The organism is Nocardioides bruguierae (assembly GCF_023554635.1).
GTDB lineage: Bacteria > Actinomycetota > Actinomycetes > Propionibacteriales > Nocardioidaceae > Nocardioides > Nocardioides bruguierae.
Genome location: NZ_JAMJPH010000025.1, coordinates 131,366 through 144,057, shown reverse-complemented (window position 1 = coordinate 144,057; position 12,692 = coordinate 131,366). Strand labels below are relative to the sequence as shown.

12 protein-coding genes are annotated in these 12,692 nt (G+C 73.4%); 4 read left to right on the top strand and 8 right to left on the bottom strand.

Annotation, left to right across the window (positions count from 1 at the left end):
• Positions 1 to 53: 53 nt before the first annotated feature.
• Positions 54 to 1,016, top strand: coding sequence for a D-alanine--D-alanine ligase family protein (locus M8316_RS14425; protein ID WP_250055645.1), 963 nt, complete (start codon positions 54 to 56; stop codon positions 1,014 to 1,016).
• A gap of 91 nt (positions 1,017 to 1,107) precedes the next feature.
• Here M8316_RS14425 and M8316_RS21180 read toward each other — a convergent pair whose 3' ends face one another.
• The 3 genes from M8316_RS21180 to M8316_RS14410 form a co-directional block, all read right to left on the bottom strand.
• The gene (locus tag M8316_RS21180; RefSeq protein ID WP_250055643.1) at positions 1,108 to 2,217 is read right to left on the bottom strand and encodes a D-alanine--D-alanine ligase family protein; all 1,110 of its coding nucleotides are present in this window, start codon (positions 2,215 to 2,217) and stop codon (positions 1,108 to 1,110) included.
• A gap of 111 nt (positions 2,218 to 2,328) precedes the next feature.
• Positions 2,329 to 3,846, bottom strand: a complete 1,518-nt coding sequence (locus tag M8316_RS14415) for a Mur ligase family protein (protein ID WP_250055641.1) — start codon at positions 3,844 to 3,846, stop codon at positions 2,329 to 2,331.
• Complete coding sequence (locus M8316_RS14410) at positions 3,843 to 4,646, bottom strand: alpha/beta fold hydrolase (protein ID WP_308196029.1); 804 nt, start codon at positions 4,644 to 4,646, stop codon at positions 3,843 to 3,845. Before M8316_RS14410 ends, M8316_RS14415 begins: the two co-directional genes overlap by 4 nt.
• Positions 4,647 to 4,740: 94 nt before the next feature.
• Between M8316_RS14410 and M8316_RS14405 the strand changes: the two genes are divergently transcribed.
• A complete protein-coding gene (locus tag M8316_RS14405; RefSeq protein ID WP_250055639.1) occupies positions 4,741 to 5,853 on the top strand; it encodes a trans-sulfuration enzyme family protein in 1,113 nt (370 codons plus the stop codon).
• Positions 5,854 to 5,912: 59 nt separating this feature from the next.
• Here M8316_RS14405 and M8316_RS14400 read toward each other — a convergent pair whose 3' ends face one another.
• Positions 5,913 to 6,962 (bottom strand): NAD(P)H-dependent glycerol-3-phosphate dehydrogenase, encoded by a 1,050-nt coding sequence (locus M8316_RS14400; RefSeq protein WP_250055637.1) that lies wholly within the window; start codon positions 6,960 to 6,962, stop codon positions 5,913 to 5,915.
• Positions 6,959 to 7,768 (bottom strand): lysophospholipid acyltransferase family protein, encoded by an 810-nt coding sequence (locus M8316_RS14395; RefSeq protein WP_250055635.1) that lies wholly within the window; start codon positions 7,766 to 7,768, stop codon positions 6,959 to 6,961. The genes M8316_RS14400 and M8316_RS14395 overlap by 4 nt, the downstream gene beginning before the upstream one ends.
• Positions 7,769 to 7,875: 107 nt before the next feature.
• On the opposite strand from M8316_RS14395, the gene cofC reads away from it, so the two are divergent.
• On the top strand, positions 7,876 to 8,550 hold the full coding sequence (gene cofC, locus M8316_RS14390) for a 2-phospho-L-lactate guanylyltransferase (protein WP_250055634.1): 675 nt from the start codon (positions 7,876 to 7,878) through the stop codon (positions 8,548 to 8,550).
• A gap of 21 nt (positions 8,551 to 8,571) precedes the next feature.
• Here the strand turns inward: cofC and M8316_RS14385 are convergent, their stop codons facing one another.
• The 3 genes from M8316_RS14385 to leuC all read right to left on the bottom strand — a co-directional run bounded on the left by M8316_RS14385 (position 8,572) and on the right by leuC (position 11,602).
• Positions 8,572 to 9,402, bottom strand: a complete 831-nt coding sequence (locus M8316_RS14385) for an alpha/beta fold hydrolase (RefSeq protein ID WP_250055633.1) — start codon at positions 9,400 to 9,402, stop codon at positions 8,572 to 8,574.
• Between the two features lie 185 nt (positions 9,403 to 9,587).
• Positions 9,588 to 10,187: a 3-isopropylmalate dehydratase small subunit gene (gene leuD / locus M8316_RS14380; protein ID WP_250055632.1), complete on the bottom strand. Its 600-nt coding sequence runs from the start codon at positions 10,185 to 10,187 to the stop codon at positions 9,588 to 9,590.
• Between the two features lie 14 nt (positions 10,188 to 10,201).
• Entirely contained in the window at positions 10,202 to 11,602 is a 1,401-nt protein-coding gene (gene leuC, locus M8316_RS14375; protein ID WP_250055728.1) for a 3-isopropylmalate dehydratase large subunit, read from the bottom strand.
• Between the two features lie 307 nt (positions 11,603 to 11,909).
• Between leuC and M8316_RS14370 the strand changes: the two genes are divergently transcribed.
• The gene (locus M8316_RS14370) at positions 11,910 to 12,635 is read left to right on the top strand and encodes an IclR family transcriptional regulator (RefSeq protein WP_250055631.1); all 726 of its coding nucleotides are present in this window, start codon (positions 11,910 to 11,912) and stop codon (positions 12,633 to 12,635) included.
• Positions 12,636 to 12,692 lie beyond the last annotated feature (57 nt).

Genomic DNA, 12,692 nt, shown 5'->3' with positions numbered 1-12,692 from the left:
GCATCCGGACGGCGCCCGCACGAGCGCACAGGACCGTGTGGGAGCCTGTACCCATGAGCGCAGCAGAGCCCCTCGAGATCCCCGGCCCGGTCGCGGTCATCGCCGGCGGGCTCTCCCACGAGCGTGACGTCTCCTTGGCCAGCGGCCGGGTCCTGGTGCGTGAGCTGCGCCAGGCGGGCGTCGAGGCCGCCGCCTACGACTTCGACCGCAAGCTGCTCAGCGCGCTCGAGGACGACAAGGTCGCCGTCGCCTTCCCGGTGCTGCACGGCCAGTTCGGCGAGGACGGGGAGATCCAGACCCTGCTCGAGCTGATCGACATGCCGTTCGTCGGCTCCCCCAGCGCCGCGTGCCGCGTCGCGTGGGACAAGGCGACCAGCCGCGAGCTGCTGCGCCGGGCCGGCATCCCCACGCCCGAGAGCGTCGGGCTCTCGGCGCAGACCTTCCGCGACGTCGGGCCCAGCGCGCTGATGGAGCACGTGATGGCCCACCTGGGCGAGCGGGTCGTGGTCAAGCCGACCCGCGGCGGCTCCGCGCTGGGCGTCACGGGCGTCGACGGGCTGGGCGCGCTCCCCTCCGCGCTCGTGCGGGCCTACTCCTACTGCGAGGACGCGCTGGTCGAGCGGTTCATCGAGGGCGTCGACGTCAGCGTGGTGTGCGTCGAGGACGCCCAGGGCCTGCGTGCCCTCTCGCCGGTCGCGATCGACTTCGAGAAGGGCCACGAGTTCGACTTCTCGGCCCGCTACACCGCCGAGTACGTCGGGCTGTCGCGACCGGACTTCGGCGAGGACGTCATCGCCGAGCTGGAGCGGGCCGCCTGCCAGGCGCACGAGGTGCTGGGCCTGCGCGGCCTGAGCCGCAGCGACTTCATCGTCTCCCCCGACGGCTCCTACGTCGTCCTGGAGACCGCCATCACCCCCGGCACCACCGAGACCTCGGTGATGCCGTTCGCGTGCGGTCTCTCCGGCACCACCCTCGGCCAGGTCACCCGCGACCTGATCGCCCACGTGCTCGCCTGAGCGCCCCGCGCACACGTAGACGCAGCAACGCGGAAGGCCCCGGACCGTGCGGTCCGGGGCCTTCTGCTCGTGCGCGTGGCGGTCGCCCGCGTCAGCCCTCGCTGGGCAGGCCGGCGAGCTTGGAGGCGATGCCGCCGGCGGCGCGCAGGGCCACGCCCTCCTCGTAGTTCCAGGTGGCGCGGGGCGGCAGCTTCTCCGCCTCGGCCAGCGCCGACTTCAGCACCTCGGCCGGGGTGGTGTCGGGCCACAGGTAGAGGGCCAGCGCGCCCGGGATCGAGTTGACCTCGTTGACGAACACCTCGGTGCCGTCGGAGAGGAAGTCGATGCGCAGGACGCCGGTGAGGCCGGTGAGCTCGACGACGCGGCGGGCCAGCTCCTGGATGCGACCGCGCAGATCGTCGCTGATGTCGGCGGGGAACTCGCGCGGCGCGGAGGCCAGGCCCTCGGTGTGCAGGTACTTCGCCGAGTAGTCGTAGATCGCGCCGTCCGAGGGCCGCAGCGGGCGCTCCACGTCCGAGACCGCCAGCGTCGGGGCCGTGCGCACCGAGACGTTGAGGTCGAACAGATCGGGGCGGTTGGGCTCGACGACCGCGCCCTCGCGCAGGTGCGGGCTGGTCGAGAGCAGCGCACGCGCGGTCTCCAGGTCGTCGACGACCTCGATGCCGATCGAGGAGCCCCCGAAGCGCGGCTTGATGATGTAGGGGCCCTCGAAGCCGGGGGCGTGGTCGGCGCTGAGCAGCTGCCGGTCGAGCGTCGGGACGCCGGCGGAGGCCATCACGCCGCCGAAGGCCAGCTTGTCCATGCCGAGCGCGGCCGCGGCCAGGGTGCCGCCGGTGGCCGGGACGCCGAGCATCGCGAACAGCGCCTGCGCACCGCCGGACTCGCCGGCGCCGCCGTGCAGCGTGGACAGCACGGTGCCGACGTCCAGCTTCTTGGCCCGCATGCCGGGCAGGTAGAACCCGTCGCCCTTGTCGGCGCCGATCCGCAGCTCGAGCTTCTTGGCCGAGGCCGGGGGCCCGCCGAGGTAGTCGCGGGCCTCGGTGCCGTTGGGCACGAGGTGGAAGTCCTCGCTGCGCGCCCAGTAGAGGCACTGCACCTCGAGCCCGGCGCGGCTGAGCACCCGCTCGGCCTGCAGCCCGGTCAGGATGCTGATGTCGTGCTCCGCCGACGGTCCGCCGAAGACGACGGTTGCCTTGCTCACCACGTGTGGGACTCTCCTGCTGGGTCGGTGTCGTGCTTGCGTGCCGGGCCGCCGGGCGGCCCGGGGAGCAGTCTCGCACCTCCCCGCCGCACCCGGCCCATCACGCGCCGATCACGGGTAGTGGTCGGGCAGGTCGTTCTCGAAGAGGATGACGTCGCCGGCGCGGGCCTGCTTGCGCACCCAGGCGGTGGCGGCCTCCCGGGAGGCGAAGCGCTTGGTGCGCTCCTTCTCGCCGGCCAGCAGCGCCGGGACGTTGGTGCGACCCACGACGCACAGGGTGCTGCGCTCGTCGCCGGTGGCGTCGACGGCGAGGGCGGCGTTGCGCTCGCGCTGCCGGTGCCCTAGCTCCATCATGCCGGGGGTGATCGTCCAGACCCTGCCGCTCTCCCCCGCCAGCTCGCGGGCGTGGGCCAGGGCCCGGGCCGCGCCGGTGGGGTTGGAGTTGAAGGTGTCGTCGATGACCGCGACGCCGTCGGCGCCGGTGGTGGCCTCCGCGCGGTGCGGGGTGGCCGGGATGCCGGGCAGGCGCTCGAGCAGCGTCTTCTCGGGCACGTCCAGCGCCACGGCCAGGCCGACCGCGACGGCCACGTTGGTGGGGTGGCCGACGTCCGCGGGCAGCCGCACGGGGTGGGCAGCACCGCTGAGGACCAGCTCCCAGCCGCCGTCCTCGGCCCGGCGGACGACCACCTCGGCCTCGGGGTGCTCGCCGGCGGAGACGGCGATGACCCGCTTCTCCGCGCGCATCCGCTCGGCGATCTCGTGCAGCTCCGGCACGTCGACGTTGAGGACGACGGTCGAGGCGGGCGGCAGGATCTCGCTCTTGGCGCGGACGATGGTCTCGCGGTTCTTCATCCGCTCCAGGTGAGCCTCGCCGATCGTGGTGATCGCCGAGACCTCGGGGCGGAAGATCTCGCACAGCGACGCGATCTCGCCGGGGCCGTAGGTGCCCATCTCCGCGACGAACACGTCGGTGCCGGGCTCGAGCCGGTCGTTGACGGCGCGGGAGAGGCCGAGCACGTTGTTGAAGGACGCCGGGCTGGCCAGCGTCGACCAGCGGCCCTGGAGCAGGTGGGTCACGTAGTTCTTGGTGGAGGTCTTGCCGTAGGAGCCGGTGATCGCCACGACCCGCGGGGAGACACGCTTGATCTTCTCGGCGGCCGAGACCTGCCAGCGCTTGTTCAGGCGCGCCTCGATCGGCTGGGCGGCCAGCAGCGCCACCTCGACCAGCGGCACCGCCAGGAGCGGGAGGAAGGAGACGGCGCCCAGCGGCAGCAGCACCGCGGTCACGACGACCTGCAGGCCGACGGTGAGGGCGACCAGGCGCTTGACGCGCGCGGTGAACGCCAGCTTCTTCTCCGAGCGCCACAGCACCAGGCCCGGCGGCCAGGCGACGAGGACGACGGCGGCCACGACACCCATCAGCGGGTACGGCACGCCGGCCAGGGCACAGACGACGAGCGCCACGAGGCCGAGCAGGCCCAGCGGGACGGCGCGCAGCCAGATGCCGGTCATGGCCAGCACGCGGCCGGGGCCGTAGTGCTCGCGCTGCGCGACGCGCCACCAGCGCAGGTCGGCGACGATCACGAGCACGAGGGTCGCGAGCGCGGCGACCAGGTCGAGCGCGGTCATCGCTCCTCCTCCGGGGTGGACGGGTCGGTGACGGCGGCGGTCTGGGTGGGCTCGCTCTCGCGCAGCACGGCGATCGCCTGCTGGAGCTCGGCCACGAGCGCGGCGTCGAGCAGGTGGGCGGAGCCGGGGACGACGGTGAGCGTGGCGACCTCGCCGAGCAGGTCGAGCGCCTCGCGGGCCATGGGGACGGGCGCGGCAGTGTCGTGCTCCCCCCAGACCATGGCCACCGGCACGCCGTGCTCGGCGACCGTGACCAGCTCCTCGCGGTAGTCCTCGTTGACCAGCTTCACCAGGATCTCGCGCATGACGCCGCGGGCGTTCGCGTAGTCGGCGGAGCCGTGCTTGCGGCGCAGCTGCTCCATCTTGTCGTCACCCACCAGGCCGCGCCTGTGCAGCGCGCGCATGACGCGGTAGCCGAGCGCGGGCTTCCTCCCGCCGCCGGTCGGCTGCTTGCGCAGGAGGGGGACGCCGGTGAGCACGACGCCCCGCACGAGGTCCGGTCGCTTCGCGGCGACGGTGATCGCGACGCGTCCGCCGAAGGAGTGGCCGGCGAGGACGGGGCGGTCCAGCGTCTCGAGGACCTCGATGACGAAGTCCGCGTACTCGGCGGCGCCCCAGGCGGCGTCGGGCTCGGGCGTGGCCCCGTGGCCGGGGAGGTCGAGAGCGAGGGCGTCGGTATCGGCGAGGACAGGGGCCCAGTCGGCGCGGGTGCGCGCCCATCCGTGGAGCGCCACCACCCGCGTCGGACCGGAGCCCGTCTTCTCGGCGAAGGCGCGTCCGCCCAGGAGCGTGGTCAGCACGGGTCAGAGACTAACGGTGGACGCACCACCCGCTTGATCCCGACACCCGCACCGGCGGGTGACCCGGCGCCGGCGCCTCCTAGGCTGGAGGGCGATGAGCACCAGCGACGACACCTCCCCCGCGCCCACCGGCGGCCTCCCCGACGGTCTGGCCCCCTCCACCCGGGCCGTGCACGCCGGGCGTCCGGCCCACGTGCCCGACGCACCGCTGAACGAGCCCCTGACCATGGCCTCGGTCTACGTGGCCGGCGGCGACCGCGAGTACGGCCGGTACGGCAACCCGACCTGGCAGGCGTTCGAGGCCGCCCTCGGCGAGCTCGAGGGCGGCGACGCGCTCGCGTTCTCCTCCGGCCTGGCCGCCGTGTCCTGCGTGCTCGACCTCGTCGGGCAGGACGCGCTGGTGCTGGCCCCGGACGCCGCCTACCAGGGCTCCCTGACCCAGATCGGCGACCTCGAGATGCGCGGTCGTCTGCGCTCCCGCCTGGTCGACGTCGCCGACACCGACGCCGTGCTCGCCGCCATCGACGACGACACCGCGCTGGTCTGGCTGGAGTCGCCCACCAACCCGAACCTGGACGTGGCGGACGTCCCGGCGATCTGCGAGGCGGCGCACGCGGCCGGGGCCTACGTGGTCGTCGACAACACCTTCGCCACCCCGCTGCTGCAGAAGCCGCTGGACGACGGCGCCGACATCGTCGTGCACTCGGCGACCAAGTACCTCTCCGGCCACTCCGACGTGCTCCTGGGCGCCCTCGTCACCCGCGACGAGCAGCTCCGCGGCGTGCTCAAGGGCCGCCGCGACCTGCTCGGCGCCGTGCCCGGCACGCTCGAGTCCTGGCTCGCGCTGCGCGGCATGCGGACGCTGCACCTGCGCGTCGAGCGGGCCTGCGCCAACGCCGCCGAGCTGGCCCGGCGGCTCGCCGAGCACCCGGCCGTGGGCCTCGTCCGCTACCCCGGGTGGGGCGCGATGGTCTCCGTCGAGCTGGCCGCCGGCGCGCTGGCCGCGGACCTGCTGCCCCGCAAGACCCGGCTGTGGGTGCACGCCACCTCGTTGGGCGGCGTCGAGTCCTCCCTGGAGCGGCGTCGACGCTGGGCCACCGAGCCGAAGACGGTCTCGGACGCGCTCGTGCGGCTCTCGGTCGGCATCGAGGACGTCGAGGACCTGTGGGCCGACCTGTCCTCGGCGCTGGACGACCTCGTCGGCTGAGACACCGGTGGTCGAGGGCGAGGAGCGACCCGGGCTCGTTCCTCGCCCGAGTCGCCGTCCTAGTCCTTCTCCGCCTTGGTGTCGCGGGCGAGGGTGATGTCGACCATCTCCTTGGCCGTCATCCGGCCGGAGACGACCTCGTCGACGATGGTGGCCAGCGGGGCGTCCACGCCGTACTGGGCGGCCAGCGCGCGCAGCGACGAGCAGGACTTCGCTCCCTCGGCCACCTGCCGGGTCGAGGCGTAGATCTCCTCGGTGGTCATGCCGCGGCCGAGCTTCTCGCCGAAGGTGCGGTTGCGCGAGAGCGGGGAGGAGCAGGTGGCGACGAGGTCGCCGAGGCCGGCCAGGCCCATGAGGGTCAGCGGGTCGGCACCCAGCCGGGTCGCCAGGCGTGCGGTCTCGGCCAGGCCACGGGTGATGATCGAGGCGGTGGTGTTGTCGCCGAAGCCCAGCCCGACCGCCATGCCGACGGCCAGCGCGACCACGTTCTTGTAGGCACCGCCCAGCTCGCAGCCCACGACGTCGGTCGAGGTGTAGGGCCGGAACGCGGGTGAGTGGACCCGCAGCTGCAGCCGCTTGGCCACGTCCTCGTCGGTGCACGCGACCACCGAGGCGGCCGGCTCGCGCCGGGCGATCTCGCCGGAGAGGTTCGGCCCGCTGATCACGGCGACGCGCTCGCTGGGCACGCCGGTGACCTCGTGGATCACCTCGCTCATCCGGCGCAGCGTGCCGAGCTCGACGCCCTTCATCAGCGAGACGAGCACGGCGTCGGGCTCCAGGTGCGGCGCCCAGCCGACCAGGTTCTCGCGCAGCGTCTGCGAGGGGGTCGCCAGGACGACGACGTCCGCACCGGCGAGGGCCGCCTGCACGTCGTGGGTGGCGCTGATCGCGTCGGGCAGCGTGAGCCCGGGCAGGTAGTCGGTGTTCTCCCGCTTCCCGGTGATCGCCGCGGCGACCTCCTCGCGGCGGGCCCACAGCGTCACGTCGTTGCCGGCGTCGGCGAGGACGATGGAGAACGCGGTGCCCCACGACCCGGCGCCGAGGACGGCGACCTTGCCGAAGCGTCCGGGCTCGGTGGGCCGGGCGGTGCCGGCGGGCTGCTCGGTCATGGGGTGTCTCCTCCGTCGCCGGTGTCCTGCTTCTGGTCCCGGTCCTCCAGGCGCTCGCTCTCCTGCGCCTCCCGGGCTGCCCGCTCCGCCGCCCGTGCTCGGCGCAGGTCGAAGCGCTCCGCCGGAGCCTTCTCGCCGCGCAGCACCTCGACCTCGGCCACGATCGCCGCCTGGATGCGCTCGGTCGCCGCGTGCACCACCTCGGTGGTGACGGGCCCAGCGGCGAGGTCGGAGAGGTCCACGGGCTCGCCCACCGAGAGGTGGATGGTGGTGGGCGGGAACAGGTGCGGGCGCTTGCTGTAGGGCGCCAGCAGCTCGTGGGCCCCCCACTGGCCGACGGGGAGCACCGGGCAGCCGGTCTCCAGCGCGATGCGGGCGGCGCCGGTCTTGCCGGTCATCGGCCACAGCTGCGGGTCGCGGGTGATGGTGCCCTCGGGGTAGACCACGACGCATTCGCCGGCGCGCACGGCGTCCACCGCCGCGGCGTAGGCGGCGTGCCCGTGGCTCTCCCGCTCCACCGGGATCTGGCCCGCGGCCCGCAGGAAGAAGCCGAGGAACCTGTTGCGGAACAGCCCCGACTTCGCCAGGAACCGGGCGAGGCGGCCGTGGTCGTAGACCAGGTGGGCCGCCGTCAGCGGGTCGACGTGCGAGGTGTGGTTGACGGCCAGGACCACGCCGCCCGTGGCGGGGATGCGCTCACCGTGGTGCCAGTCCTGACGCGTCGTCGCGAGGAGGACGGGCTTGAGGATGGCCACCGCGATGGTCCACGCCCAGCCCCGCGGCTGCTGCAACCTGCGAACGGGCACTACGGGTCCTTCTCCTCTGCTCAGGGTCTGCCTCGCGTGGTCACGACCACGCAGGAGGGCAGGCTACTCGTTCGGGTCGCCGGGGGCGTTTGGCAGGATCCTCGCCCGTGCCCCCCTCCGACGCCGTGCCGTCCCCCGCACGCTTCGTGGTGCTCGTGCCGGTGAAGCCCCCCGTGGCGGGCAAGAGCCGCCTCCAGGGCGTGGACGACGGCGCCCGCACCGCGCTCGCGGCGGCCTTCGCCCGCGACACCGTGGCGGCCTGCCTGGCGGCCGAGCAGGTGGCCGCCGTCCTCGTGGCCACCGACGACGCCGTGCTGGCCCTGGCCCTCGGCGCAGCCGGGGCGACGTGCCTGCCCGACGGCGCCACCGGCCTGAACGAGACGCTGGTGCAGAGTGCCGCGGAGGCCGCCCGCCGGTGGCGGGACCTGGTGCCGGTGGCGCTGCCCGCCGACCTGCCCGGGCTCGAGCCCGGTGACCTCGACGCAGCGCTCGCCGCCGCGCACGGGGCCCTGCCGGCGTCAGGCCAGGCGTTCGTGCCGGACGCGGCCGGTCTGGGCACCACGCTCTACACCGCGGAGCCCTCCGCCTTCGCGCCCCGCTTCGGCGAGGGCTCCGCGGCCGCCCACGCAGGCGCGGGCGCCGTCGACCTCACCCGCACCTGCCACGCTCCCCTGGGCTCGCTGAGGCGCGACGTCGACGACCTCGTCGACCTCGCCACCGCCGCGAGCTTCGGGGTGGGTCCGCACACGCGCGCGGTGCTGGACGACCTCGGCCTGTTCTGAGGGCCGACCCGCTCCGGGCGCTCAGTGGGCCAGGAAGTCCACGAGCGCCTTGTCGAACTCCTCGGCGTGGGAGACGTTGAAGCCGTGCGGGGCCCCCTCGACGACGACCAGCTCGGCGCCGGCGACCGCCTCGGCGCTGCGGCGCCCCGAGACCTCGAACGGCACGACCGCGTCGCTCGAGCCGTGCAGCACGAGCGTGGGCACGGTGATCCGGGCCAGGTCCTCGCGGAAGTCCGTGCGGGCGAACGCGCCGATGCAGGCGACCACGGCCTCGTCGCGGGCGGGCTGCTGGAGCGCGACGGCGTCCGCCACGTCGTTGGAGCTGACCCGCAGCTCCCCGTCCACGGAGAAGAAGTTCTCGGTGAATCCCGCGAGGAACTCCTCGCGGTTGGTGCGGGCACCGTCCTCCATCTCCTGCACGTCGGACTCGGAGAGGCCGCCGTCGGGGTTGTCGTCGGTGCGCAGCAGGTACGGCGGCACCGCCGCGGCCAGGACGACGGACCGCAGCCGACCCTCGCCGTGCCGACCCACGTAGCGGGCCACCTCGCCGCCGCCCATGGAGAAGCCGACGAGCGTCACGTCGGTGAGGTCGAGGGCCTCCAGGAGCCCCGCGAGGTCGTCGGCCATCGTGTCGTAGTCGTAGCCGCCGTCCGGCTTGGACGAGGCGCCGAAGCCGCGCCGGTCGTAGGTGACGACCCGGTGACCCGCGGCGACCAGGGTGGGCACCTGCTGCTTCCAGGCCTCCCCCGACAGCGGCCAGCCGTGGATCAGGACGACCGGGTTGCCGGTGGCCTGCTCCGGGGCGGTGTCGGTGTAGTGGAGAGTGACGTCGTTGGTGGTGATCTCGGGCATCGGTGCCCTCCTCACGGTCGGTGGCTGGACCCTCAACGGTGCGTCGCTCGCGGCGCGAGCCACAGGTCCGACCGGGTGTCTCCGCACAGGTGAGCTCACTCCCCTCGATCCTCCTCCGGACGCGGACAGCCCCCGCCGTCCGAAGAGCGACGGGGGCTGCCTGGGGCTGTCTGCTGCGACGAGCGTCAGAGGGTGACCGGCTTGAACGCCGGGCGGGTCTTCTCGAACGCGTCGATGGAGTCGGCGTGGCCGAGGGTGATGCCGATGTCGTCGAGACCCTCCAGCAGGCGCCAGCGGGTGTAGTCGTCGATCTGGAAGGACTCCTCGATCGCGTCGTCGCCCTCGCCGGCACGGATGGTGCGCGACTCCAGGTCGACGGTGATCGCGGCGCCCGGGGTGTCCTCGAGGATCGTCCAGAGCTTCTGCACGACCTTCTCGTCGACCTGGGCGGCCAGGAGGCCGGCCTTGCCCGAGTTGCCGCGGAAGATGTCCGCGAAGCGGGCGGAGACGACGACCTTGAAGCCGTAGTTCTGCAGGGCCCAGACGGCGTGCTCACGCGAGGAGCCGGTGCCGAAGTCGGGGCCGGCCACCAGCACGGTGCCCTGGGCGTAGACCTCGTTGTTGAGGACGAACTCGGGGTCGTTGCGCCAGGCGGCGAACAGGCCGTCCTCGAAGCCCGTGCGGGTCACGCGCTTGAGGTAGACCGCGGGGATGATCTGGTCGGTGTCGACGTTGCTGCGCTTGAGCGGGACGCCGACGCCGGTGTGGGTGGTGAACTTGTCCATGACGTGAGCTCCGTTCAGTCCAGGTCGGCGGGCGAGGAGAGGGTGCCGCGGACGGCGGTGGCCGCCGCGACGGGGATCGACACGAGGTGCGTGCGACCGCCCTTGCCCTGGCGTCCCTCGAAGTTGCGGTTCGAGGTCGAGGCGCTGCGCTCACCGGGGGTGAGGGTGTCGGGGTTCATGCCCAGGCACATCGAGCAGCCCGCGCCGCGCCACTCGGCACCGGCCTCCTTGAAGATGACGTCCAGGCCCTCCTCCTCGGCCTGCAGGCGCACGCGCACCGAGCCGGGGACGACGAGCAGACGGGTGTCGTCGGCGACCTTGCGGCCCTTGATGACGTCGGCGGCCAGTCGCAGGTCCTCGATGCGGCCGTTGGTGCAGGAGCCGACGAAGACCGTGTCGACCTTGACCTCGCGCATCGGGGTGCCGGCCTCGAGGCCCATGTAGCCCAGGGCCTTCTCGCAGGCGATCTTGTCCTGCTCGTCCTCGAAGTCGGACGGGGCGGGCACCGAGGCGCCCAGCGGCACGCCCTGACCCGGGTTGGTGCCCCAGGTGACGAACGGCGTCATGACGGAGGCGTCGAGGACGATCTCCTTGTCGAAGGTCGCGTCGTCGTCGGTGCGCAGCGTCTTCCAGTGCGCGACGGCGGCGTCCCACTCGGCGCCCTTCGGCGCCTCCTTGCGGCCCTCGATGTAGTCGAAGGTCGTCTGGTCGGGGGCGATCATGCCCGCCTTGGCACCCCACTCGATGCTCATGTTGCAGATGGTCATCCGGCCCTCCATGGAGAGCTCCTCGATGGCCTGGCCGCGGTACTCGACGATGTAGCCCTGGCCGCCACCGGTGCCGGTGTGGGCGATCAGGTTGAGCACCAGGTCCTTCGCGGTGACGCCGTCGGGCAGCGAGCCGTTGACCGTCACGGCCATCGTCTTCGGCTTGGCCTGCGTCAGCGTCTGCGTGGCGAGGACGTGCTCGACCTCGGAGGTGCCGATGCCGAACGCGATCGCGCCGAACGCGCCGTGCGTGGAGGTGTGGGAGTCGCCGCACACGATCGTCATGCCGGGCTGGGTCAGGCCCAGCTGCGGGCCGACGACGTGGACGATGCCCTGGTCGATGTCACCGAGGGGGTGCAGGCGGACGCCGAACTCCTCGGCATTGCGACGCAGCGTCTCGACCTGGGTCCGCGAGACCGGGTCGGCGATCGGCTTGTCCCAGTCGAGGGTGGGGACGTTGTGGTCCTCGGTGGCGAGGGTGAGGTCCGGGCGACGGACCTTGCGACCGGCCAGGCGCAGGCCGTCGAAGGCCTGCGGGCTCGTCACCTCGTGGATGAGGTGGAGGTCGATGTAGAGCAGGTCCGGCTCTCCGGCGGTCGAGCGGACGACGTGCTCGTCCCAGACCTTCTCGGCCAGCGTTCGACCCAGTGTCTTGCCCATGACGCACTCCTTCGTGGCGACCGCGACGCCGGCTGGGTGGGCCGGCGATGACTTCTCCCGGCGGCTCGGCCGAGCCACCGGACGGGTAGCGGCGGGGCGTCGTGTGGACGCACCACGGCCGGTTACCGAGAAGGAACTGTACGCCTTCTGGTCCAATGTGTGAGACAGTTGTCCCGTCATCCGAGATGGACGACGCTCGAGACCCCGGGCGTCTGCCCTGCCCGACACCCCGGGCTCGGCCCTCGTGATGGTCCACCCGCCGGGTGCGGCCACGCAACGAAACACAGGAGTGCAGATGGATTCCAGCGGAGTCGGCGTCCTCGACAAGGCCGCCCTCGTGCTGACCGCCCTCGAGTCGGGCCCGGCCACGCTGGCCGGCCTGGTCACCGCCACCGGCCTGGCCCGCCCCACCGCGCACCGCCTGGCCGTCGCGCTCGAGCACCACCGGCTGGTCGCCCGCGACATGCAAGGCCGCTTCGTGCTCGGCCCTCGCCTGGCCGAGCTGTCCGCGGCCGCCGGCGAGGACCGCCTGCTCGCCACCGCCGGCCCTGTGCTCGCCCGTCTGCGCGACATCACCGGCGAGTCCGCCCAGCTGTGGCGCCGCCAGGGCGAGCACCGCGTCTGCGTGGCCGCCGCGGAGCGCCCGTCGGGCCTGCGCGACACCATCCCCGTCGGCTCCCAGCTCACCATGCGCGCCGGCTCGGCCGCCCAGGTGCTCCTCGCCTGGGACGACCCGGAGCGGCTGCACCGCGGGCTGCAGAACGCGGCCTTCTCCGCCGCTGCGCTCTCGGGCATCCGCCGCCGCGGCTGGGCACAGTCGATCGGCGAGCGCGAGCAGGGCGTCGCGTCCGTCTCCGCGCCGGTGCGCGCCCCCAGCGGCAAGATCATCGCGGCGGTGTCGGTCTCCGGCCCGCTGGAGCGTCTCTCCCGCCAGCCCGGCCGCATGCACGCCCCCGCGGTCATGGCGGCCGCCGAGCGCCTCTCGGAGTCTCTGCGCCGCGCGGCGGCCGAGTCCGCCTGAGCCTGCGACGGCCGGGGTACGACCCACCGTATTCGTGGTTCGAGGACGTCCGAACCA